This is a genomic window from Bradyrhizobium sp. YR681 (genome assembly GCF_000282615.1).
Lineage (GTDB): Bacteria > Pseudomonadota > Alphaproteobacteria > Rhizobiales > Xanthobacteraceae > Bradyrhizobium.
The window spans coordinates 39458-62009 of the sequence record NZ_AKIY01000182.1 but is presented as its reverse complement, the minus strand read 5'-3'; the positions used below and the strand labels follow the sequence as shown (position 1 = coordinate 62009).

Annotated in this window: 19 protein-coding genes and 1 pseudogene; 13 read left to right on the top strand and 7 right to left on the bottom strand. The window is 62.9% G+C overall.

Annotated elements, in window-relative coordinates; genetic code table 11:
• The first annotated feature begins 73 nt into the window (after nt 1–73).
• The 3 genes from PMI42_RS14295 to PMI42_RS14285 all read left to right on the top strand — a co-directional run bounded on the left by PMI42_RS14295 (nt 74) and on the right by PMI42_RS14285 (nt 3292).
• Nucleotides 74–1336, top strand: coding sequence for a CaiB/BaiF CoA transferase family protein (locus tag PMI42_RS14295; protein ID WP_008135208.1), 1263 nt, complete (start codon nt 74–76; stop codon nt 1334–1336).
• Between the two features lie 153 nt (nt 1337–1489).
• The gene (locus PMI42_RS14290; RefSeq protein ID WP_008135206.1) at nt 1490–2719 is read left to right on the top strand and encodes an acyl-CoA dehydrogenase family protein; all 1230 of its coding nucleotides are present in this window, start codon (nt 1490–1492) and stop codon (nt 2717–2719) included.
• Nucleotides 2720–2728: 9 nt separating this feature from the next.
• Nucleotides 2729–3292, top strand: a complete 564-nt coding sequence (locus tag PMI42_RS14285) for a flavin reductase family protein (RefSeq protein ID WP_008135204.1) — start codon at nt 2729–2731, stop codon at nt 3290–3292.
• Nucleotides 3293–3313: 21 nt separating this feature from the next.
• On the opposite strand, the gene PMI42_RS14280 is transcribed toward PMI42_RS14285, so the two are convergent.
• On the bottom strand, nt 3314–4222 hold the full coding sequence (locus PMI42_RS14280; protein ID WP_008135201.1) for an NAD(P)-dependent oxidoreductase: 909 nt from the start codon (nt 4220–4222) through the stop codon (nt 3314–3316).
• Between the two features lie 177 nt (nt 4223–4399).
• On the opposite strand from PMI42_RS14280, the gene PMI42_RS14275 reads away from it, so the two are divergent.
• The 6 genes from PMI42_RS14275 (at nt 4400) to PMI42_RS14250 (ending at nt 10752) form a co-directional block, all read left to right on the top strand.
• Entirely contained in the window at nt 4400–5383 is a 984-nt protein-coding gene (locus tag PMI42_RS14275; protein WP_008135199.1) for an ABC transporter substrate-binding protein, read from the top strand.
• A 75-nt stretch (nt 5384–5458) separates the two neighbouring features.
• Nucleotides 5459–7153 (top strand): dihydroxy-acid dehydratase, encoded by a 1695-nt coding sequence (ilvD, locus tag PMI42_RS14270; protein WP_035965664.1) that lies wholly within the window; start codon nt 5459–5461, stop codon nt 7151–7153.
• A gap of 124 nt (nt 7154–7277) precedes the next feature.
• Nucleotides 7278–8123 (top strand): ABC transporter ATP-binding protein, encoded by an 846-nt coding sequence (locus PMI42_RS14265; RefSeq protein WP_008135195.1) that lies wholly within the window; start codon nt 7278–7280, stop codon nt 8121–8123.
• A complete protein-coding gene (locus tag PMI42_RS14260; RefSeq protein WP_008135192.1) occupies nt 8120–8905 on the top strand; it encodes an ABC transporter permease in 786 nt (261 codons plus the stop codon). The genes PMI42_RS14265 and PMI42_RS14260 overlap by 4 nt, the downstream gene beginning before the upstream one ends.
• Nucleotides 8902–9669 carry an ABC transporter permease gene (locus tag PMI42_RS14255; RefSeq protein WP_008135190.1) on the top strand — a complete coding sequence of 256 codons (768 nt, stop codon included), beginning with the start codon at nt 8902–8904 and terminating at the stop codon, nt 9667–9669. Before PMI42_RS14260 ends, PMI42_RS14255 begins: the two co-directional genes overlap by 4 nt.
• A gap of 36 nt (nt 9670–9705) precedes the next feature.
• Nucleotides 9706–10752 (top strand): 2,5-dihydroxypyridine 5,6-dioxygenase NicX family protein, encoded by a 1047-nt coding sequence (locus PMI42_RS14250; protein WP_008135188.1) that lies wholly within the window; start codon nt 9706–9708, stop codon nt 10750–10752.
• Here the strand turns inward: PMI42_RS14250 and PMI42_RS14245 are convergent.
• The 5 genes and pseudogenes from PMI42_RS14245 to PMI42_RS37955 form a co-directional block, all read right to left on the bottom strand.
• Nucleotides 10749–11741 carry a 3-hydroxybutyryl-CoA dehydrogenase gene (locus PMI42_RS14245; protein ID WP_008135186.1) on the bottom strand — a complete coding sequence of 331 codons (993 nt, stop codon included), beginning with the start codon at nt 11739–11741 and terminating at the stop codon, nt 10749–10751. The two genes, PMI42_RS14250 and PMI42_RS14245, sit on opposite strands and share 4 nt — an antisense overlap.
• Before the next feature lie 3 nt (nt 11742–11744).
• Nucleotides 11745–12833, bottom strand: a complete 1089-nt coding sequence (locus PMI42_RS14240; protein WP_008135185.1) for an NAD/NADP-dependent octopine/nopaline dehydrogenase family protein — start codon at nt 12831–12833, stop codon at nt 11745–11747.
• The gene (locus tag PMI42_RS14235; RefSeq protein ID WP_008135184.1) at nt 12830–14365 is read right to left on the bottom strand and encodes a class I adenylate-forming enzyme family protein; all 1536 of its coding nucleotides are present in this window, start codon (nt 14363–14365) and stop codon (nt 12830–12832) included. Before PMI42_RS14235 ends, PMI42_RS14240 begins: the two co-directional genes overlap by 4 nt.
• 2 nt (nt 14366–14367) lie before the next feature.
• Entirely contained in the window at nt 14368–15657 is a 1290-nt protein-coding gene (locus PMI42_RS14230; protein WP_035965684.1) for an acyl-CoA dehydrogenase family protein, read from the bottom strand.
• Between the two features lie 15 nt (nt 15658–15672).
• Nucleotides 15673–16485 (bottom strand): annotated as a pseudogene (locus tag PMI42_RS37955) (alpha/beta fold hydrolase); the annotation flags it as partial.
• A 196-nt stretch (nt 16486–16681) separates the two neighbouring features.
• Between PMI42_RS37955 and PMI42_RS14225 the strand changes: the two are divergent.
• The 4 genes from PMI42_RS14225 (at nt 16682) to PMI42_RS14210 (ending at nt 22077) form a co-directional block, all read left to right on the top strand.
• On the top strand, nt 16682–17443 hold the full coding sequence (locus PMI42_RS14225) for an SDR family NAD(P)-dependent oxidoreductase (protein ID WP_008135179.1): 762 nt from the start codon (nt 16682–16684) through the stop codon (nt 17441–17443).
• Between the two features lie 43 nt (nt 17444–17486).
• Complete coding sequence (locus tag PMI42_RS14220; protein WP_008135176.1) at nt 17487–18323, top strand: enoyl-CoA hydratase family protein; 837 nt, start codon at nt 17487–17489, stop codon at nt 18321–18323.
• A gap of 98 nt (nt 18324–18421) precedes the next feature.
• Nucleotides 18422–20773 (top strand): bifunctional salicylyl-CoA 5-hydroxylase/oxidoreductase, encoded by a 2352-nt coding sequence (locus PMI42_RS14215; protein ID WP_008135174.1) that lies wholly within the window; start codon nt 18422–18424, stop codon nt 20771–20773.
• Between the two features lie 53 nt (nt 20774–20826).
• The gene (locus PMI42_RS14210) at nt 20827–22077 is read left to right on the top strand and encodes a flavin-dependent oxidoreductase (protein ID WP_008135172.1); all 1251 of its coding nucleotides are present in this window, start codon (nt 20827–20829) and stop codon (nt 22075–22077) included.
• Between the two features lie 9 nt (nt 22078–22086).
• Here PMI42_RS14210 and PMI42_RS14205 read toward each other — a convergent pair whose 3' ends face one another.
• Entirely contained in the window at nt 22087–22542 is a 456-nt protein-coding gene (locus PMI42_RS14205; protein WP_008135171.1) for a cupin domain-containing protein, read from the bottom strand.
• Nucleotides 22543–22552: the final 10 nt, after the last annotated feature.

Genomic DNA, 22552 nt, shown 5'->3' with positions numbered 1-22552 from the left:
CGCGTTGTCGGGCTTTAAGTTTGCTCCTGCATGAAATTCGGCGACGATAAGCCGATGTAAGGGAGCGCTGTCGATGCCCACCAAGCCTCAATTGCCGGAACGTTCGTCGCGGACGACAGGCGGGCCAACCGCGCTCGACGGCCTATTGGTCGTCGACTTCACGCGCGTCGTCGCAGGGCCGGCCTGCACGCAGACGCTCGCTGATTTCGGCGCGCACGTCATCAAAATCGAGAATCCGGACGGCGGCGACGACACGCGCGCGTATGAACACGCCGAAACAGGTGGCGAGAGCGCCGCCTACCTCAGTTTGAACCGCAACAAGCGCGGCATTTCGCTCGACCTCGCCGTGCCTGAGGCCCGCGAAATCGCGCTGGATCTGATCCGCAAGGCGGATGTGGTCGTCGAGAATTTTTCAAGCGGGGTTATGAAGAAATTTGGCCTCGACTACGGGGCCGTCGCGCCTCTCAACCCGCGGCTGGTCTATTGCTCGATCTCCGCCTATGGACGTACAGGACCGTTCGCTTCGCGCCCTGGTTTTGATCCGATCACGCAAGCCGAAAGCGGCTTCATGTCGCTGAACGGATTTGCTGACGGTCCTCCGGTTCGGACGGGTCCACCCATCGTCGACATTGCGACGGGGATGTCGGCCTGTAACGCCATCCTTCTGGCCCTGCTGGCGCGGGATCGGCTTGGGCGTGGACAGCACGTTGAAGTTGCCCTGTTCGACATCGCAATGGCGATGACTGGCTTCTATGGCATGGCCTATCTGATCAGTGGCGAAAACCCCGGCCGGTTCGGAAACTCGCCGAGCGGGTCGCCTACCGTCGGCGTCTACGAGGCCTCGGATGGGCCTCTCTACATGGCCTGCGCCAACGACCGGCTCTATCGCCGGTTGGTCGTCGAGGTGTTGAACCGGCCCGATCTGATCAGCGAGCCACAATTTGCGACGCGCAAGGCGCGTTCGGAGAACAAGGAACTGCTGCGGGCAGCCATCGCGGAGGTCTTTGCAAGCGACACCCTTGAGAACTGGATGGCGAAGATGAAACTGGCCAATATCCCGGTCGGTTATCTCCGCACCGTCGAAGAGGGTTTTAACGCACCCGAAGCTCGCGACCGCCATCGCCTGAGCCGGATTCCGCATCCGACCGCGGACTGGGTCCCCAACATTGAAACACCGATTGCCATGAGTCTGACCGGTGCGATTGATCCCGTGGCGGCGCCCTTGCTGGGAGAGCATACCGAGAGCATCTTGCGTAATACGCTGGGTTACGACCAGCGTCGGATCACGGAATTTGCCCAAAGAGGGGCCTTTGGGGCGGGCAAGCCCTCGGTCTGAAGCCCGGGCGATTAACCTCGCCGGGGGCGGCAGCGTGCGGCTTGCCGATTGCCGATTTGTTTTGGGTTCTCGGCAGTTGCCCCGCACTCGCATTGCATCGGCTTGATTTGGCGAGGTTCCCGCCGCATAAGTGTGGGGAAGCGAGGGATGCGAATGGCGCCTGGTCAAGACCCGAGCACGGGCCAGTGTGCGGGGCCGGAATCCGGCGAACGCGCCTATGCGGCCATGACCGCGAAGGCTCGGGCGCTTTTGCCACAACTGCGAGAGCGGGCGGCCCGAACTGAAGAACTGCGATGCCTTCCGCCAGAGACTGAGCGGGATCTGCACGACGCCGGCTTGTTCCGGATGCTCCAGCCCAAGCGCATCGGCGGTGCCGAACTCGACTATGTCGCCCTGATCGACTGCGCCGATCTGCTCGGACAGGCGGACGCGTCGGTGGCCTGGAATCTTGCCAATCTGGCAAGCCATCACTGGATGCTCGGCATGTTCAAGCAAAAGGCGCAGGACCTGGTCTGGGGCCGTGATCCTGACGCGCTGATTGCATCCTCGTTCATCTTTCCTGCGGGCCGCGCCACGAGGGTTGATGGCGGATACCGGCTGCACGGAAGCTGGCCATTCTCTTCCGGCGTGGCGTCCTGCGATTGGAACATGCTCGCAAGCGTGGTTTCCTCCGACGATGAGGCAGACGGCATCGAGTATCGGATATTTTTGCTCCCGAAGGGTGACTACAAAATACTCGACACCTGGAACGTCGCAGGCCTGCGCGGTACGGGCTCTTGCGACGTGGAAGTGCGGGACGCCTTCGTGGCCGACGATATGACGGTCGCGGTCGGCGAGCTTACCGGCGGCAGGACGCCGGGAAGCAGGATTAATCCCAATCCGTTGTATGCGCTACCTGTGTTCTCGCTATTTCCTTACGTCCTGTCCGGCGTCGCGCTCGGGAATGCGCAGGCGTGCCTGAACGACTATGTCGAGGTCGCGCGGCATCGCATTTCCACCTACAACCATGCCAAGCTGAGCGACTTTCAAAGCACACAGATCAAGATCGCGGAGGCCTCCGCAAAGATCGACGCTGCGCGCCTCATCATGCGCTCGGCCTGCACCAATGCCATGGAAGAGGCGAGACGCGGTCATATTCCAGATATGGCGACCAAGACCAGATATCGGCGTGACGGGGCTTTTTCGGTCAATCTGTGCACCGAAGCTGTTTCGATGCTGTTCGCGGCGAGCGGAGCGCGCGGCCTGTTCACGACGGGTGTGTTGCAGCGGCAGTTCCGGGATGCGCACGCGATCAACTCGCATCTCGCGTTCAACTTCGATGCGGCTGGAACCAATTATGGACGCGTGGCACTGGGCCTGCCGTCCGAGAACCTCACGCTGTGAGGCCGGCCGATGAATGATCTGCCGAAGCAGCCGGCCGTTCCCGATCCATCCAACGAACTCGCGAGTGACAGCTCGTCGATCGACCCTCGTGATTTTCGCAACGCGCTCGGCACTTACGGAACGGGCGTGACGATCATCACTGCCGCGGCTCCTGATGGAAAGCCCTATGGCATTACCTGCAATTCCTTTGCATCGGTCTCCTTGAATCCTCCTTTGGTCCTCTGGAGCCTCGGAGTTTATTCTTCGAGCCTGAGCGTGTTTCAGAACGCAAGCCATTTCACCGTTCACATTCTTGGCACTTCGCAACAGGCGCTTGCGAACAAATTTTCAAAATCGTCCGAGGACAAGTTCGCAGGTATCGACTGGGTGCCAGGTCTCGGTAACGCTCCGGTGCTCGCCGAGAGCGTTGCCAGCTTTCAGTGCCGATCGGTCAACCGCTATTATGGCGGAGACCACGTGATCTTTCTCGGGGCGGTTGAGGCCTATTCCTACAATACCTCGGAACCTCTGCTGTTTGCGCGGGGGACGTATGGCCGGTTCCTCGCTGACGACGAACGCAAGAAGTCGCCGTAACGCGCTTTGGCGCGCGACGGCTCAATGCTCTGCCGCCGAAAGCTTGTAGATCTCCAGCGCGTCCGCCTCTGCGCCGCGCGCAGCTTTTGCCAGTCTGAAAAGCTGTCCCGCAAGCGATGCCATCGGTACCGCCGTTGATGTCGTCTGCGCGACATCGGCGACCGTATCGAGGTCCTTGAGCATCGTGGCGATGTGACCGAGCGGCGGTGAGTGAATGCCCTGAACCATTCGCGGCACGAAGAGCTGCAGCGGAATGGAATCCGCAAAGCCGCCGGCAAGTGCTTCCGGCAAACGGCTGGCGTCAATTCCCGCGTTCACCGCGAGGCGTGTTGCCTCGGCTAGGACGGCCATCGCGCATCCGACGATCACCTGGTTGCACAGTTTGGTGGTCTGGCCGGCGCCAATCGGCCCCATGTGGGTGAATCTGCGTGCCATGGCGAGGATGTAGGGGCGGACCCTCTCGATGTCGGCCGCTTCTCCTCCGGCCATGATTGCAAGCGTGCCTTCCTCGGCGCCCTTGGTGCCGCCGGATACCGGTGCATCAATCCAACCCGTGCCGCTCGCGTCTTTCAGTCGCATTGCGAGATTGCGCGCGGCGTCGGGGTGGATCGACGAAAAATCGACGACGAGCTTGCCCGGGCCGCGCACCGCCGAAAGACCTTCCGGCCCGAAAAGCACCTCCTCGACGGCTGCGGCATCCGTCACACACATGAAGACGATGTCCGAGTCCGCCATAACGTCGCGGGGGGTGGCTGCGCGCTTGGCGCCGGCTTCGACGAGCGGAGCGACCTTGCCCTCCGAACGGTTCCAGACAGTGACCTGATAGCCGGCCTTGAGCAGGCGCCGGGTCATGGGCGTGCCCATGAGCCCAAGGCCGACATAGCCGAGCCTATCGACGCCCTGCGGGTTTGTCTTGCTCGCATCAGCCATAGGTTGCCTCCTTCCGTCGCAGCGCAACGGCGCGCGAGCGACGCCTTATCATACATGGCGCAGCTCGCCGCGAAACCGGACCGGCTTGCATGGCTTGCTTGATTGTTTGAACCATGAAACATTTGCGTCCGTCGGGTTGGTGGCGCCGTTCGGCGTCGGAGCAACGGAGTGGGCGCGATGCGAACGGTTTCGAGGTGGATGCTGGCATTAGGGACGGCGGCGGCCGTGATTGCCGGCGCAAGTCCCTCACGGGCGCAGCAGACGATCCGCGTCGGCTGGACGATCCCGGCCGAGGAATCCAAATACTGGATGATGCGCCGCCCGGCTGAGTTTCCCAATATCGGCAAAACCTACAACATCGAATGGACCCAATTTCAGGGCACCGCGCCGATGACCCAGGCATTGGCCGCAGGCGCTCTGGATTGCGCGACGCAGGCGCCGCTGTCGCTCTCCAACGGCGTGGTTGGCGGCAATCTCAAGGCCTACATCGTGGCTCAGCACGTCTTCGAGAAGCCCGGCGGTTTCTCGGTCTATTGGGCGGTGATGGACGACTCGCCAATCAAGACCATAGCCGACCTCAAGGGCAAAACCGTCGGCATTTCCGTGATCGGCGGCGGCACGCAGGGGCCCTTCAACCTGCTCCTGAAGCAGAATGGCGTCGATCCGGCCAAGGATATCAAGCTGGTCGAGGTCGGCTTTGCCGTGTCAGAAGATGCGCTCCGCCAGGGCCGCGTCGACGCGGTCAACATGAACCAGCCGTTTGCCGCACGCGCGGAGGCGAAGGGCGGCACCCGCAAACTGTTTTCGCTGTCGCAGGCCATGCCGAACATCGTGCACATCCTGGAAGCGTGCCGTGCCGATTTCGTCGACAAGAATCCGGAGCTGGTCAAGGCTTATGTTCGCGATATCACGTCAGGCATGAAGAAGGCGCTGGCGAACCGCGAAGAGACCTTGAAGGTCGTCAATGAAGTCCTGAAAGCGCCCATTCCGGTGCTCGAGACCTATCTGCTCAAGGATAACGATTTCGGGCGCGACTCGGGCGCGGCGCCGAACTTCCCCGCGATCCAGAAGATGCTGGATATCTACGCGGAGACGGGGATGCTCCCGAAACTGGACGTCGCGCAGTTCAAGCACCCGACGATCGTCGCTCCGCTGGAATAAGTGGCGCAGATTATCGGAACACGGAGATCGCAATGTCTCGGGTCATCCGGGACTTTGCACAAAGAAGATGCTCGAATGAAGAAGTTGCGATCACGGATAACGACCGATGGACTCGATCGGGCCCCACATCGCGCATTCATGCGCGCAATGGGGCTCGATGATGCAGCGATTGCCAAGCCGATGGTCGGCGTCGTCAGCATGAAGGGCGAGCAGACGCCGTGCAACATGACCCATGATTTCCAGGTGGCCGCGGCCAAGACGGGAATCGAGGAGGCTGGTGGCACGCCGCGTGAATTCTCGACCGTGTCGGTCTCCGACGGCATCAGCATGAATCACGAGGGGATGAAGTTCTCGCTGTTTTCGCGCGAGCTGATCGCCGACTCGATCGAGGCTGTCGTCCATGGGCTCGCCTATGATGCGCTGATCGGGTATGGCGGATGCGACAAGACGCTTCCCGGCGTGATGATGGGCATGGTTCGCTGCAACGTGCCGTCCATTTTCATCTATGGCGGCAGCTCGTTGCCGGGGCGGGTGGACGGGCGGACCCTGACGGTGCTCGACTCCTACGAGGCCGTCGGCAGCTTCATGACCGGGGAGATCGACGGCGCAACGCTCGAGCGGATCGAGCGGGCCTGCCTGCCGACCATCGGTGCGTGTGCCGGCCAGTTCACCGCGAACACGATGGGGATGGTGTCGGAGGCAATGGGCCTCACTATTCCCAACGTCTCGATGGTGCCTGGTGTCTACGCCGAGCGCGCGCAGATCTCGCGGGGCGCCGGACGCCTGATCATGGACATGCTGGAACGGGGCGGGCCGCTGCCGCGCGACATCGTGACGCGGAAATCCTTGGAGAACGGTGCGGCGATCGTTGCGGCCACGGGTGGCTCGACCAACGCTGCGCTGCATTTGCCCGCAATCGCTAATGAGGCCGGTATTGCTTTTACGATCGATGATGTCGGTGAAGTCTTTGCCAGAACGCCGCTGATCGGAAATCTGCGGCCAGGCGGCAAGTACACGGCAAAGGACGTCTACGATATCGGCGGCGCCGCCGTGGTGATCCGCGAGCTGATCCAGAGCGGCCACATCGACGGCAGCTGCATTACCATCACGGGTCGCACGCTTGCTGAAGAATATGGCGCTGCCAACGCGCCCGATGGCGAGGTCGTTTATGCGTCTCGCGCGCCGATCATGCCCGATGGTGGCGTGGCGGTTTTGAAGGGTAACCTCTGTCCGGACGGTGCGGTGATCAAGGTCGCGGGCCTGAAGAGTCAGTCCTTCGAGGGCGTCGCTCGTGTGTTCGAGGATGAAGAAGCCTGCGTCAAAGCGGTTCGGGACCGCAGCTACAAGGCGGGCGAGGTGCTCGTGATCCGCAATGAGGGACCGGTCGGCGGCCCTGGCATGCGGGAGATGCTCGGCGTCACCGCGCTGATCTATGGACAGGGGATGGGCGAAAGGGTCGCCCTCATCACGGATGGCCGGTTCTCCGGTGCGACCCGCGGGATGTGTATCGGCTATGTATCTCCGGAGGCGTTTGTCGGCGGTCCGCTGGCGCTCGTTCGCGACGGCGATACGATCCGGATTGATGCTGCAAACCGTCGAATGGATATGCTGGTCGACGAGCAGGAACTCGCTGCGCGCCGACGCGACTGGAAGCAGCGACCGCCGCGTCATCGCGCAGGCGCGCTCGCAAAATATGCGCGACTGGTTGGGCAGGCACCGGGCGGAGCCGTCACGCATACCGGCCCGGCGGAATGGCCCTGGTTCGAATGACGTGACGTATCCATGCGAATATGACCCGCCTGTCTGGCAAGTTTCTTGCTAAGCTCATCCTGCTGACGGAGGACATTCGGCAAACGGGTCGCGCGACGTTACGCGCGAGTGAAACGAGAGACTGATGAAGGTAGTGCCTTCGAGATCGAACGAATGGGTGGGACCGGTGACGTCACAAAGGCCGGCTTCTGCGATCATCGAGATCGACCGCGTCTCTCAGGTCTTCCAGACCTCGGCGCGCAAGGATCATTTGGCGCTATCGGACATCTCGCTGACGATCGAAGAGGGCGCCTTCGTCTCCATCCTCGGACCGTCCGGCTGTGGCAAGTCGACGCTGCTCTACATCGTCGGCGGTTTTGTCAGCCCGACCAGTGGTGGGGCGAAGATGAAGGGGAAGACGATCACCGGGCCCGGTCCGGATCGCGGTCCGGTATTTCAGGAATTCGCACTGTTTCCGTGGAAGACGGTCTTGGGGAACGTGATGTACGGCCCTCGCCAACAGGGCGTGCGCCCCACCGAGGCGGAAGTGCAGAGCCGGGCCTTGATCGAGATGGTTGGCCTAAAGGGCTACGAGAACTTCTATCCCAAGGAACTATCGGGCGGCATGAAGCAGCGGGTGGCGCTGGCGCGAACGCTCGCCTACCATCCCGAGGTTCTGTTGATGGACGAGCCGTTCGGCGCGCTCGACGCGCACACCCGGACGCGACTGCAAAATGATCTCCTGAACATCTGGGAGCGTGACCGCAAGACGGTGCTGTTCGTGACCCATTCGGTCGACGAGGCCGTCTTCTTGTCGGACAAGGTCGTGATGATGTCGAAATCTCCGGGCCGCATCCGGCAGGTAATCGACATCGATCTGCCTCGGCCTCGTCGCCGCAATGAGCTGTTGCTCGATCCGCGCTACCAGAAATACGTCGTCGACATCGAGCGCATGTTCGACGAGGTCGACGACCCCGGATCGCGGTCATGACATCGCTGGCCGCCGCCGCCAGACGTGCCGCTCCCGTGTTCGCGTGCATCGGGCTGCTGGCGGCATGGCAGGTCGCGTCGCTCGCGCTGAAGAACGACAGCTTTCCGACGGCGATTGAGGCGATCCGTGCTATCCCGGACATCCTTGGCGACAAGGAGTCGTTGATCAACATCCTGGCCTCGCTCCGCCGCATGGCAATCGGGTTCGCCATAGCCGTGCTCGTTTCGATTCCACTCGGTTTGTTGATGGGGCGGAGCCGGGCTGTCGCGGCTTTCTTCAACCCACTCCTGATGGTGATCTACCCCGTGCCGAAGGCAGCCTTGATGCCGATCATCATGCTGTGGCTCGGTGTCGGCGACATCACGAAGACGCTCGTGATCTTCCTCGGCGTCAGCCTGCCGGTGATTTATCACAGCTTTGAAGGCGCCAAGGCCGTCGAGGAGAAGATGCTGTGGTCGGGCGCTGCGATGGGGCTTTCATCGGTGCAACGCCTGGTGCGGATCGTGCTTCCGGCGGCGCTGCCGGAGATTCTGACCGGGTGCCGCACGGGGCTCGTGCTGGCGCTGATCACGATGATTACCAGCGAGATGATCGCCCGCCAGTCGGGGGCCGGGAACATCCTGTTCAATGCGCTAGACATGGGCCAGTACGATACCGTGTTCGCGATGATCATCATCGTTGGAGCGATGGGAATCTGCCTCGATGCGATCTTCGAGCGGGTCCGCGCGCGGCTGGTGCGCTGGTCCGAGCCTCAGTTCGACATGCCGCTGAGCTTCTCATGACATCGCGCTTAATCCCGACAAATGTCCTGCTTGGGCTCGCGCCGATCTTGCTGGTGATCGCGGTGTGGCAGGGCCTCGTGTCATTTGGCTTTGCGCCCGCGGTCTTGTTGCCGCCGCCGGGTTTTGTCTTCAGCCGGCTGCTCCAACAACTCGTGAATTGGACGTTTCAGCAAGAGATCGCGGCGACCCTGATCCGGTTATTCGCCGGTTTCGCCATTGCGGTCGTGCTCGGCGTCAGCATTGGCATTGCGGCTGCGGCCAGTCCGGCGATCAATGCCGTGGTCCGGCCGATTGTGCGCGTATTGGCGCCGTTACCAAAAGTCGCTCTCTATCCGGCGCTCCTGCTATTGCTGGGCTTCGGCCACGGGTCGAAGATCACGTTGGTGGCCGCAGACGCGCTGTTTCCCATTCTATTGTCCACCTATTACGGCGCGTCGACGGTGGAGCAGAAGCTGATCTGGTCGGCGATGGCAGCAGGTACGCCGCGTTATGAGATCCTGTTCAAGGTGGTGCTGCCGGCGGCGATGCCGTCGGTCCTGACCGGATGCCGGATCGGCCTTGTCATTTCCTGCATCGTGGTGTTTCTGGCCGAGATGATCACGTCGACGGACGGGCTGGGCCATGCCCTCGTGACGGCGGCCCGCACCTTCCAGGCGGTCGATATGTTCGTGCCGCTGATTACCATCTCGCTTCTGGGGTTGATCCTGAACGGCCTGTTGGGCGCCTTGCGATCGTACCTCTTACGAGGCTTTCCCGAAGCGTGATTGACTAACAAGAAACCAGAAGACCGGGAGTGGACCATGCTGGCTGATCGCATCGAGGCAAAATGGATCGACGCATTTTGCGAGATATTCGAGCGTTGCGCCGTCAAGGCCGGCGATACCGCAGCGATCCTGTCGGAAACTCAGTCACGCGCGCTGAACGTGCATCTGGCGGAACTCGCGCTGCTGCGGATGGGAGCCCGGCCGTTTCACGTGGTCATGCCGACTCCGCGCAACAGGAATATCGTCCCGGTTCGCTCGACCGGAGCAAGTGAGGCGATCCAGAAGCTTGGTCCAGTGATCACTGCGCTTCAGCAGGCGGGCTTTGTGGTGGATTGCACCATCGAGGGCCTGATGCATGCGGCGGAGACGCCCGAGATCCTGAAGGCCGGCGCACGGATCCTAGTGATCTCCAACGAACACCCCGAGGCGCTGGAACGCATGGTGCCGGATACCGCGCTCGAAAAGCGAGTTCGCGCGGCTGCCAAGATGCTGCGGGGGAGCAAGCGGATGCGGGTCACATCCAAGGCCGGCACAGCGCTCGACGTTGACATGGTCGGTGCTTCGACCGTCGGAGTCTGGGGCTGGACCGACAAGCCCGGCACGCTGGCGCACTGGCCGGGCGGCATTGTCGTCAGCTTTCCCAAGAGTGGAACGATCAACGGCACGCTGGTGATGGCGCCCGGCGACATCAATCTGACATTCAAGCGCTACCTGACGTCGCCAGTGAAGATGACGCTGAAAGACGATTATGTCGTCGAGCTGGAAGGCGAGGGTACGGATGCCGCGATGATGCGCGCTTATCTTGCGGCCTGGGGAGATCGGGAAGCTTATGCGGTCTCGCATGTCGGCTTCGGCATGAACCCGGGCGCGCGCTATGAAGCGCTCTCGATGTATGACCAGCGCGACACCAACGGTACGGAGATTCGCGCCGTGTCCGGCAATTTCCTGTTCTCGACCGGGGCAAACGAATTCGCCGGCCGCTACACAGCAGGCCATTTCGATCTTCCGATGATGGGAACGACGATCGAGCTCGACGGCGTGCCGGTGGTGCGGGAGGGCGTGCTCCAGGACGTCTTCGGTTAGCTGCGATCGAGCACGGGCGGGCGCGCCAGCTCGAAATGCCGGAGCAGGTCGACCATCGCCTGAAGCCGTTTCACCCGATAGGCATCGACGTCCATGCCTGAATAGTCGAGGAAGCCGGCGCCCGTACGCAGGCCGATCCGGCCCTCATGCATGTTGCGTGAGATGACGTCGGGTGCGCGATAGCGGTCGCTGCCGAGTGCGCCTTCGAGATAGCGGCTGGCATAGTAGAGAATATCGCCGCCGCCCCAGTCGATGAATTCGAGCAGCCCGAGAACGGCATAGCGGAAGCCGAAACCGTAACGGATCGCCTTGTCGATCTCCTCCGCGCTGGCGACGCCTTCCTCGACCATACGCGCGGCTTCGTTCATCGCCAGCGCCTGGATACGCGGAACGATGAAGCCCGGCGTTGCCGCGCAGACCACTGGTACCTTGCCGATGCCTTCGAGGAGCACTTTGACCTCGTCGACGATGGCAGGGTCGGTGGCTTTTCCGGGCGAAACCTCGACCAGCGGGATCAGATAGGCCGGGTTGAGCCAATGCACGTTGAGGAAGCGGCGAGGGTTTTCGATCGCGCCGGACAAATCATCGACGAGGATCGTCGACGTCGTCGATGCAATGATCGTGTCCGGGCCGACCTGCTTTGAAGCCGCGCTCAGCACTTCTCGCTTGAGCTCGACGACTTCAGGAACGCCCTCGAACACCATTCCGGCTTCGGACAGCGCCGCCGCGCTCTGGCTGGCTGGCACCACCGAGACCCGAGCGATGAGCGGATCGACATCTGCCTCGGTCAGGAGCCCCAGCTTTGACAGACTGGCAAAAGTCTTCCTGACCTCGCCGAGCGCGTCTGCCTCCAGCTTGATGAAGTCGTCCACTGAACGGGCCTTGATGTCGATCATCGTGGCAGTATGCCCCGCGTAGGCGAACGCGACGGCGATGCCGCGTCCCATGCGGCCGGCCCCAAGACAGGCAATGTTGGCGCGGCTGGTCATCGGTCAAAATCCCTGGCGAAGAAGCATCAGCAACTCGGCTTTGCCGAGATCGGCGAGCCCAAGTGCAGCAAGGGTCCGACCTCCTCGCGAAAAATCTTCGCCGCAGATTGCGCCGCCGATGGTTAGGAAGGCAGTGGCCAGTGGTGTGGCCACGCCCACCAGGCCGGCAACAGACACCAGCAGCGACAACCCAAGTCGCAAATCCTCGCGCATGTAGCGGTGCTCGGTCAGCACGATGCGTTCTCGCCAGTCGCCGGAATCGGTCAGGCGGTCATGCGAGCCGCGGCCATACATCCAGATCTCACCGTCCTTCGCATAGTGATGGGCGAGCGGAAAATGCGGTGCGCCATAGCCGAGCGCCTCGCGCACCGCGATCCGCTCTGCGTCGAGCGTGTCGGTGACCCGGCGGATCGCGGCTTGCGTCCCTTCCTTGTGGATGTCCCATCGCTCGAAATTCTCGATTGGCCCCGCGTTCATCACGATCAGCGGTGGGTGAATTATGGGGCCGGCATTCATCAGCGCCCCTGACAGAGCGTCTCCGCAAGGCTCAATTGCATCCGGGAAGGCGCGCCCGATGACTTCAAGCGCATGCGGCGCCTGATCGAGTGGGAACACGCCAACCGGCAGCCGCTTGGCGCGGATGGTGATCGCAACCTCGAACGGTCCGTGTTTGCGGGTCAGCCAGGGCAGCGTGCCGGTCTCGGCAAAGCTTGCCTTGGCGCGGTTGCCGATATCTCGCGCGGCCAGGGCGAAGATCATCGAGCCGAATGTCGCCGGCGGCAGAAATACGACCTGGCCGTCCCGCAAATGCGGCGCAAGCAGACGCGCGATATCCGGCTGCGCGAAGGCGGGGGCAGGGCACAGGATGAGCTCGGTCCCGCTCACGGCTTCGGCAATGTCGGTCGTGACCAACTCAAGCTTGACGTCGTGCCGGCCGTTGTGATCCTTCAACTGGATGCGCGAGCCGGCGGCACGATGTGCTGCGACCTGATCGGTGTCACGGCGCCAGAGCCGGACCTCATGTCCCGACAGCGCAAAATCGCCCGCGGCCGCGAAAGAGCCGTTTCCCCCACCCAGGACCGCAATCTTCAAGATGTTTCTCCTTGCGCACGCGACTGCGCATCAAGCTGCTTCAGCAGGAAATGCTGGACCTTGCCCAGCGCCGTGCGCGGCAGGTCGGTGACGAAGACGATGTCTCGCGGAATCTTGTAGCGCGCGAGTTGTCCCTGCAGATGAGCTTTCAATTCATCCGGTTCGGGCCGGCATCCGCGGCGCGGCAGGACATAGGCAACCGGCACTTCATCCCAGCGCGGGTCGGGCCTGCCGATCACGGCGCACTCGCTGACATCGGGGTGTTCGAGCAGGACGCGCTCGACTTCCGCCGGATAGACGTTCTCTCCCCCGGAAATGATCATGTTTTTCTTGCGGTCGCGGACCCAGAAATAGCCGTCGGTATCGCACAGTCCGATATCGCCGGTACGATACCAGCCGTCATGCAACGCATCCCGCGTTGCGTCCGCATTACCCCAATACTCGAAGAACACGTTGGGCCCGCGCACCACTATCTCGCCTGGCGTGCCCGCGGGCGCTTCGTTACCGGCCTGATCGATCACCTTCGCTTCGCAGCACAGGCCGGCAAGTCCGGTCGATCCTGCGCGCGAAAGATCGCCGCCAAGGCGCGTGTAGATGCCGATGGGACAGGTCTCCGTCGAGCCGTAGACCTGGAGCACGGGAACGCCGCGCGCAACGAAACGATCGATCAGGTGTGGCGGCACGATGGTCGAGCCGGTGGCGACGGCCTTCAGTGATGAAAGATCGGCCGTGGCCCAGTCGGGATGCTCGCTCACCGCCTGGATGATCGCCGGCACCATGACCGTCAGGGTCGGTCGTTCGTGCTCGATCGCGGCGAGCGCGGTATCCGGCGTGAAGCGGGCATGGATCGTGACGGTTGCGCCAAGCTGGAGGGCCGGCGTGGTCTGGATGTTGAGGCCGCCGACGTGGAAGAACGGCAGCACCGTCAGCACATGATCGTCCGACGTCATGTTGTGCATGTGCTGGCTCATGACGCCGTTCCAGAACAGCGCCTCCTGCCGCAGAACTGCGCCTTTCGGCCGTCCGGTCGTGCCTGACGTATAGACAATGAGGAGCGGGCAGGAGAGATCGGTGTGTGGATTGCGGCCATCCCCCTCGGCACGAGCCAGCAGGTCTCCAAATGTCGTACCTCGCGTCGGCGAGAAATCGAGGCCGACGACGGCTGTTCCCGGCGCAGTCTGCGCAAGCTCGGGGAGAACTCCCTCGAATGCCTGCTCGAGCACCAGGACCTTGGCGCCGGCATCGGTGAGAATGAAGAGTTGCTCGGCGACGGCTAGCCGCCAGTTCAGCGGCACCAGCATCGCGCCAAGCCGCGCGCACGCGTAGAGCAGAACCAGGTAATCCGGCCGGTTCAGGCTCAGGATCGCGACGCGGTCGCCGCGACCGACGCCCAGTTCCCGTTTTAAAGCGGTGGCGGTCCGCTCGATGCGTGTGGCGAGCGTTGCATAATTCAGCCGCTGCCCTTCGAAGGCAATGGCTGTCTTGTCTGGCGAAAACGCCGCGTTGCGATCGATCAGACTACAGAGGTCCACCGTCAATCGTCCGTTTCGCCAGCCTCGTACAGCGCCTCACGCCCGATCCGGTCGAGGCAGAGCTCGGCCGTCCAGGGCAGCATCAGCGAGCCGCAGCGGCTGTCGCGATAGATGCGCTCCAGCGGCAGCGATCGAAGCATGGCCTGGCCGCCGCAGGTGCGGATCGCGAGCGTGGCCAGCTCATTGGCGCCCTCCATCACTGAATATTGCGCGGCATAGGCGCGGAGCACCTGCTCCTTGCTCGGATTCGCGCGCGCTTCGGTAACAGCCTGGAACCAGATCGCCTTGATCTGCTCGAGCTTGATCTGCATCTGCGCAACCGCGATCTGCTTGGTCGGGTACATCCGGCGCTTGACCGGCGGCATGCCCGGCACCTCGCCGCGCAAGTAACGCACGGTGAAATCATAGGCCGCTTGCGCGAGGCCCATATAAGTCGGCGACAGCGTCAGAAACATGTGCGGCCAGCGCATCGCGGCCTGAAAATAGACGCCGCGCGGCATCAGCGCAGAATCGTCCGGCACGAACACGTCCTTGAACAATAGCGTCCGCGAGACCGTGCCGCGCATGCCGAGTGGATCCCAGTCGCCGACGACGGAAACACCTTCCGACTTTGCGGAGATGGCGAGGTAAAGGGTGTTGCGGCGCGAGGCCTTCTCACCTGCCTCGATCTCGGTGCAAAGCACGCCGTAATAGTCGGCGTGACCGGAGAGCGATGCAAAAATCTTCTTGCCGTTGACGACCCAGCCACCCGCCACGGGCTTTGCTTCCGTCCCGAAGGCGACGCCGCCCGCAGCCGCAGCACCTCCCTCGGAGAAGGGCTGCGAATAGATCGCGCCGTCCTCGACGATGCGCTTGTAGTGGACGGCGCGACGCCGCTCGTGCTCGGCGCGGGTCTCCGCGTCCATGTCGAGATCGTCGGCGAGGGGGCCCGACCACAGGGTCGAGCAGACATGCATGTTCCAGGTGAGCGCCGTCGCGCCGCAATAGCGGCCGATCTCGGCGGCTGCCAAGGCATAAGTCTGGTAGTTTGCGCCAAACCCACCGTGTTTCCTGGGAATGGCGATGCCGAGCAAGCCGACGCGATGCAGGTCGCGGTAATTCTCGGTGGGGAAGATCGCTTCGCGATCGTAGGTCGCAGCGCGACCGGCGAACACGCTCTGGCCAATCTCTCGTGCCCGGGCGATGATGCCGGCCTGTTCATCGCTCAGGCGAAATGCGACGGGATCGAAGATCGGCACATCCAACGCGACCTGGTCGGTTGCGCCGATGTTCTTGCTGACTTGCATGGTCATGGCGCGCTCGCCTTCCGTTTTGGTCGCGACTGAATTCAGGAACCGGCCGAGGGCTTCGTCAAAGGCATCAGGGCGTTCAAGATTGGCGAGATGGCCGACGCCGGCCAGTTCGACATATTCCGCCGACGGAATGTAGGTCGCCGTCTTTGCCATCATCGGCGCCGGTGCGTTGTTGTCCTTGGAGCCAGACAGCAGCAGCGTGGGCACGGAAATGTCCTTGAGCGTGCTGCGCTGATCGAACCCGATAAGGGCGAGCATCATGGCGCGATAGCTGGCCTCGGGGACACTTCCCATGCATGCGCGAGCAAGCTCCATTCCCTGGGGATCAGGATCGTCACCGACAAGTTCCTTGACCAGCGAAGGCGCCAGCGACGTCATCGTCTCGCCCCGGTCAAGCGGCCCAAGCCGCGCGGCGATGAACGACTTTTGCCAGTCACCATCAGCCTTGCCGAAGGCCGGGCTGGTCTGTGCCAGCACCACAGCGCGCGCAAGTTTCGGCGATTGCACCAGCCATTTCTGGACGATCATGCCGCCGATCGAATGGCCGACGAGAATGGGCCTGCTGGCGCCAAGCTGCTCGATGAATTGCTGGAGCGCCCCCGCCAGAGCGGCAATGCTGACGATGGGGAGCGGCGCCGACCCGCCATAGCCCGGCATGTCCCATGCGATCGCGCGGAAGCGATTGCCGAATGTGGCAAGCTGCTGTCGCCAGGCCCGCGCCGCGCCGCCGATGCCATGCAGGAAAATCAGAGGTGGCGCGTCCGGGTCCCCCGCGGCTTCATAGGCGAAGCGTCCGTCCTTTGTTATCATTGGCGAAGGCTGCGACACGCGACATCCTTTGGCTTGGCCGGTCGATGCTAACAGGCCTGTGAGGGATGGGAAGAGATAATTTTATACTTAAAGCAATTTTCGGGCCGGTCCCTCGAGCCGCAATGCGCGCGGCGTCGATCTGCGCTTTCGTTGCAAAAACTTGAAGGTTAAAATATATCCAAGGAACGATCAGCAGATCCCAGGGAGCTAGCGCATGTCCGGATTGTCGCATTCGCCGCACGCGCTGGTGACCGGTGGCGGCCGCGGTATCGGCCGCGCGATTGCGGCATCTCTCGTCCGCGCCGGTGCGACCGTAACGGTGCTCGGCCGGAACGCCGCCGCTCTCGAAGAGGCGGTTGGCGCGGGCGCGGCGCATTTTGCGGCCGTCGCCGATGTCTCGAACGAGACTTTGTTGAAGGCCGCTATCGCTGAAGCGAGTGCTCGAAAGCCGATCGATATCCTGATCGCCAACGCAGGCAGCGCGGAATCCGCGCCGTTTGCGAAATCCGACAGTGCCCTTTTTGCGCGCATGATGGATGTCAATTTCATGGGGGTGGTCCATGCGATCGGTTGCGTGCTTCCGGGGATGAAGGATCGTCCCTACGGCCGCATCGTCGCAGTCGCCTCGACCGCGGGGCTGAAGGGGTACGCCTATGTCAGCGCGTACTCAGCCGCAAAGCACGCTGTGGTCGGTCTCGTGCGTTCGCTGGCTCTTGAGATGGCCGGCAGCAACGTGACCGTGAATGCGGTCTGTCCCGGGTTCACCGATACCGATCTCGTCGCCGGCAGCATCGAGAACATCATGAAGAAGACCGGCCGGACCCGCGAGCAGGCGATTGCCGAGCTAGCGAAGCACAATCCGCAGGGACGGCTGATCTCACCTCAGGAAGTCGCCGATGCCGTGCTTTGGTTGTGCGGCGACGGCGCCAGTGCAATCACCGGGCAGGCGATCGCGGTTGCCGGTGGCGAGATCTAGCGCGCGTGGCGAAGACGCGGAACAACGAAGCCAAGGAGATCGCATGAGCAGACCAGCCAATCCCGTCACCGTGCCGCTCGCAGATTACTCGCCGCAGCATTTCCTGCTGGCGGTGGTCGACGGCGTCGCCACCGTGACGCTCAATCGTCCTGAACGAAAGAATCCACTGACCTTCGAGAGCTATCGGGAACTGACGGATTTCTTCCGCGCCTGCGCATTTGACGACGCGGTCAAGGCCGTCGTCGTCACCGGCGCCGGTGGCAATTTCTCGTCCGGCGGCGACGTGTTCGAGATCATCGGTCCGCTCGTGAAGATGGGCACCAAGGGGTTGACGGCCTTTACGCGGATGACCGGCGATCTCGTGAAGGCGATGCGGGCCTGCCCGCAGCCGATCGTGGCTGCGGTCGAGGGCATCTGCGCCGGCGCAGGCGCGATCATCGCGATGGCTTCCGATATGCGGCTCGCGGCGAGTGGCGCAAAGGTCGCGTTCCTGTTCAACAAGGTCGGACTTGGCGGCTGCGACATGGGCGCCTGCGCGATCCTGCCGCGGATCATCGGCCAGTCGCGCGCCTCCGAGCTGCTCTATACCGGCCGATTCATGACCGCGGAGGAGGGCGAGCGCTGGGGCTTCTTCAGCCGCATCGTCACGCCGGAGCAGGTCCTGCCCCAGGCGCAGCTGCTGGCCAAGCAGGTCGCGGAGGGTCCGACCTTCGGTAACACCATGACCAAGCGAATGCTGGCGATGGAATGGGCGATGTCGGTGGAAGAGGCGATCGAGGCGGAAGCCATTGCCCAGGCCCTGTGCATGACGACTGCCGATTTCGAGCGCGCCTTCGGGGCTTTCGCCAACAAGGTCAAGCCGGTCTTCAGGGGCGACTGAGCCGGCGAGCCCCTACGACGGGAGGGCCTCTGACGGGGACTTGCGCGAAATTATTTTAGGATTAAAGTAATTTCCGCGGGTCAATTGGTGAGGCTCCCATGAAAGTCGCGATCATCGGTGGCGGACCTGCGGGTCTCTACGCAGCGATCCTGCTGAAGAAGCAGCGTCCCAGCGCGGACGTCACCGTGCATGAGCGTAACCGCGCCGACGATACGTTCGGATTCGGCGTGGTGTTCTCCGACGCCACGCTGGACAATTTCGAGAAGCACGATCTTCCGAGCTATCGCCGCATCACCCAGGAGTTTGCGTACTGGGACGACATCGCCGTGCATTTCCGCGGCACTGTCCATCGGGTCGGTGGCAACGGTTTTTGCGGCTGCTCACGGCAGAAGCTGCTCCTGATCCTCCAGGAGCGCGCCATGGAGCTCGGTGTCACGCTGCATTTCGAGGTGGATGTCGATGACGAATCCCGTTTCGCCGATGCCGATCTCATCCTGCTGGCCGACGGCATTAACAGTCGCTTCCGCGAGAAGTATCTCGATCACTTTCAGCCCGAAGTCGACCTCCGCTCCAACAAGTTCGCCTGGATGGGCTCGACCAGGCCGCTCGATGCCTTCACCTTCATCTTCCAGGAGACCGAGTGGGGCCCGTTCATCGCCCACGCGTACCAATACGAGGCCGGGCACTCGACCTGGATATTCGAGACGGATCCGCAGACTTTCGAGCGAGCAGGGTTGACGGGCCTGAACGAGACCCAGTCCGCGGCTCGAATGGCTGAGATTTTTGGCTGGTTCCTCGAGGGGCACAAGCTGCTCACCAATCGCTCGATGTGGCGCAACTTTCCGATGATCCGCAGCAAGCGCTGGGTCAAGGACAACATGGTGCTGCTCGGCGATGCCAAGGCGAGCGCCCATTTCTCGATCGGCTCCGGCACCAAGCTCGCGATGGAAGACGCGATCGCGCTGGCCGAGGCGATGGCGAAGGCACCCGACATCGAGGCCGCGTTGGACGTCTACGAGCATGGCCGCCGTGAAGAGGTGGAGAAGACGCAGCATGCCGCTGACGTCTCGCTGGTCTGGTTCGAACATGTCGATCGCTTCTGGGAGTTCGATCCGGTGCAATTCGCCTTCGGCGTGATGACGCGCTCGAAGGCGATCACCTATGACAATCTGAAGCTGCGCGCGCCGGATTTTGTTGTCGAGGTGGAGAAGTCCTTTGCCAGGCAGGTGCGCGACCGCGGTTTTGACGTCGACACCGGGAAGCCGATCGTGCCGTTGTTCCAGCCGTTCCGTCTGCGCGAGATGGAGATCGCCAACCGGGCCGTCGTGTCGCCGATGTGCATGTACTCGGCGAAGGAGGGCGTGCCGGGTGATTTTCACCTGGTGCACTATGGATCGCGGGCGATTGGCGGTGCCGGCCTGATCTTCACGGAGATGACCTGCGTCAGCCGCGACGCCCGGATCACGCCCGGCTGTGCCGGTATCTGGAACGACGAGCAGGAGGCCGCGTGGCGGCGCATCGTGGATTTCGTCCATGGCAACTCGGCCGCAAAAATCTGCCTTCAGCTGGGCCATGCCGGCCGCAAGGGTGCAACCAGGTTGATGTGGGACGGCATGGATCGTCCACTGGAGGAGGGGGGCTGGGAGGTATTCTCGGCTTCGCCTTTGCCCTATTTCCCTGATAGCCAGGTGCCGCGCGAGCTCGATCGCGCCGGGATGAGTGCGGTGAGAGACTCCTTCGTGGCGGCGGCTGAGCGCGGCGAGCGCTGCGGCTTCGATATGCTGGAATTGCATTGCGCCCACGGCTACCTGCTCGCAAGCTTCATCTCCCCGCTGACCAACACCCGTACGGACGATTATGGCGGATCGCTCGCCAATCGTCTGCGCTTCCCGCTGGAAATCTTCGAGGCGCTGCGGGCGGTGTGGCCGTCGCACAAGCCGATGTCGGTGCGCATTTCCGCGACCGACTGGGCGGACGGCGGTATCACCGGTGATGATGCGGTGGCCATTGCGCGCGCTTTTGCGGAGGCCGGCGTCGATCTCGTCGACGTCTCGACCGGACAAACCGTGCGTGACGCGCAGCCGGTCTATGGCCGCATGTTCCAGACGCCGTTTTCCGACCAGGTCCGCAACGAGGCGCGTGTGGCCACCATGTGCGTCGGCAACATCACGACGGCAGACCAGGCCAACACCATTTTGGCCGCCGGACGGGCGGATCTTGTTGCGCTGGGGCGCCCCCATCTGGTCGACCCGTCCTTCACGATGAGGGCGGCGGCCTGGTACGGGGCAGATGGCGCCTTCTGCCCGCCGCAATATCTGCCCGGCAAGGAGCAGATTTTCCGCAACAGCGTGCGCGACAGGCAGGATCTCGAGGAGCTGCGAATTAAGGCTAAGCCCAAGACCCGGGCCGAACTCAAGGCGGAGGCGACAAAGCCGCTTGCGGCGGAGTGACCGCCCGTGCGACGTTAACCTCGTTGCCTGTGTATTGAGTGGAGTTGAGGGCGATGAAGGCGATTATCGTCGGTGGCGGTATCGGTGGTCTCACCACGGCATTGATGCTGCGCTCGCGCGGCATCGGGTGCGAGATTTTCGAGCAGGCCGATACCATCCGTGAGCTTGGCGTCGGCATCAACACGTTGCCGCATGCCATGCGCGAGCTCGCGGGCCTCGGCCTGCTCCAGAAGCTCGACGACGTCGCGATCCGCACCGATCAGCTCTACTACCTCAATCGTCACGGCCAGGAAGTCTGGCGTGAAGCCCGCGGCGTCGACGCCGGCCACGACGTGCCGCAATTCTCGATTCACCGCGGCCGACTTCAGGGCGTCATCCATCGTGCCGTCGAGGAGCGACTTGGGCACGACGCAATCCACACCGGCTGCCGGCTCGGCGCGTTCATGCAGGACGAGGGCGGTGTCACCGCCTATTTCTTCGATCGCGCGGGCGCACACATCCACACTGTGCGCGGCGATATTCTGATCGGTGCTGATGGCATCCACTCGCGTGTTCGCGACACGCTGTTTCCGAACGAGGGGCCGCCGTGCTGGAACGGTTTGATGCTATGGCGCGGTGCGCGCGACTGGCCGCTGTTCCTCACCGGCAAGTCGATGATCGTGGCCGGTGGCCTCAATGCCAAGGTGGTGATCTATCCGATCGCGGAGGGATCGAGCCCCGCGAGCCGCCTGACGAATTGGGCGGTGCTGGTGAAGGTCGGCGAGGGCAATGCGCCACCGCCGCGGAAAGAAGACTGGTCGCGGCCGGGCCGGCGCGAGGAACTGATGCCGCATGTGGCGCGCTTCTCGGTGCCCTATATCGACGTGAAGAGCCTGATCTCGGCAACGCCCGAATTCTACGAATATCCGACCTGCGACCGCGATCCCTTGCCCTATTGGTCGTCGGGCCGCGTCACACTGCTCGGCGATGCCGCGCACCCGATGTATCCGGTCGGCTCGAACGGTGCCTCGCAGGCAATCCTCGATGCGCGCTGCCTTGCCGACGCGCTGGTGCGGGCCGAGCATCCGCGTCAGGCGCTGCTCGAGTATGAGAAGAAGCGCCTGCCGATGACCGCGGATATCGTCCGCTCCAACCGGCGCGGTGGCCCCGAGGGCGTCATCGACGCCGTCGAGCAACTCGCGCCCGACGGCTTCGACAATGTTGAGAACGTGCTGAGCTATTCTCAGCGCGAGGCGATCGTACGCGGCTATGCCACCAAGGCCGGCTTCGCCGCAGTGCCGGGACTGGCAGCGGTGCGCGGTTAAGGCTCGCTGCTAGCCGCCGGGAGGCGGCGGCAGGAAGTGGATGTTGAACTCGGCCGCCATCGCCACCACGTCCTCCGGCTTCTGCTCCTTCATGTTGTGAAGGCCCCAGAACAGGTCGAACAGCTTGCGGGTCGGCGAGACCCAGAACAGCACTTTTGCGGTCTGCTCCGACTTGTTGAAGATGCCGTGCGGCACGCCCATGCCGAGCCGGATCAGGTCGCCGGCAGTTGCCTGCGACTCCGAATCACCGAGCATGAAGTCGAGCTTGCCCTCCAGCATGTAGAGATACTCGTCCTGGTCAGGATGGATGTGCGGCGGCACGAATGTGCCCGGCGGCAGCGTCGCGTGCCAGGAGAAGCTGTGCTCGGTGTTGCTCTTCGGCACATAGGTCTGGCCGAGGATGTTCCAGGAAATGCCCTGGATGCCCTCGTTGGCCCGCGTGATGCCGGTGATTTCGCTCTTCATTGCAGTCCTC

Coding starts and splice junctions, on each gene's coding strand:
- PMI42_RS14220 (WP_008135176.1), top strand. CDS start 17,487: ATGAGCAGACCAGCCAATCCCGTCACCGTGCCGCTCGCAGATTACTCG.
- PMI42_RS14210 (WP_008135172.1), top strand. CDS start 20,827: ATGAAGGCGATTATCGTCGGTGGCGGTATCGGTGGTCTCACCACGGCA.
- PMI42_RS14265 (WP_008135195.1), top strand. CDS start 7,278: ATGAAGGTAGTGCCTTCGAGATCGAACGAATGGGTGGGACCGGTGACG.
- PMI42_RS14295 (WP_008135208.1), top strand. CDS start 74: ATGCCCACCAAGCCTCAATTGCCGGAACGTTCGTCGCGGACGACAGGC.
- PMI42_RS14215 (WP_008135174.1), top strand. CDS start 18,422: ATGAAAGTCGCGATCATCGGTGGCGGACCTGCGGGTCTCTACGCAGCG.
- PMI42_RS14205 (WP_008135171.1), bottom strand. CDS start 22,542: ATGAAGAGCGAAATCACCGGCATCACGCGGGCCAACGAGGGCATCCAG.
- PMI42_RS14280 (WP_008135201.1), bottom strand. CDS start 4,222: ATGGCTGATGCGAGCAAGACAAACCCGCAGGGCGTCGATAGGCTCGGC.
- PMI42_RS14275 (WP_008135199.1), top strand. CDS start 4,400: ATGCGAACGGTTTCGAGGTGGATGCTGGCATTAGGGACGGCGGCGGCC.
- PMI42_RS14255 (WP_008135190.1), top strand. CDS start 8,902: ATGACATCGCGCTTAATCCCGACAAATGTCCTGCTTGGGCTCGCGCCG.
- PMI42_RS14250 (WP_008135188.1), top strand. CDS start 9,706: ATGCTGGCTGATCGCATCGAGGCAAAATGGATCGACGCATTTTGCGAG.
- PMI42_RS14260 (WP_008135192.1), top strand. CDS start 8,120: ATGACATCGCTGGCCGCCGCCGCCAGACGTGCCGCTCCCGTGTTCGCG.
- ilvD (WP_035965664.1), top strand. CDS start 5,459: ATGAAGAAGTTGCGATCACGGATAACGACCGATGGACTCGATCGGGCC.
- PMI42_RS14285 (WP_008135204.1), top strand. CDS start 2,729: ATGAATGATCTGCCGAAGCAGCCGGCCGTTCCCGATCCATCCAACGAA.
- PMI42_RS14245 (WP_008135186.1), bottom strand. CDS start 11,741: ATGACCAGCCGCGCCAACATTGCCTGTCTTGGGGCCGGCCGCATGGGA.
- PMI42_RS14225 (WP_008135179.1), top strand. CDS start 16,682: ATGTCCGGATTGTCGCATTCGCCGCACGCGCTGGTGACCGGTGGCGGC.
- PMI42_RS14290 (WP_008135206.1), top strand. CDS start 1,490: ATGGCGCCTGGTCAAGACCCGAGCACGGGCCAGTGTGCGGGGCCGGAA.
- PMI42_RS14230 (WP_035965684.1), bottom strand. CDS start 15,657: ATGACCATGCAAGTCAGCAAGAACATCGGCGCAACCGACCAGGTCGCG.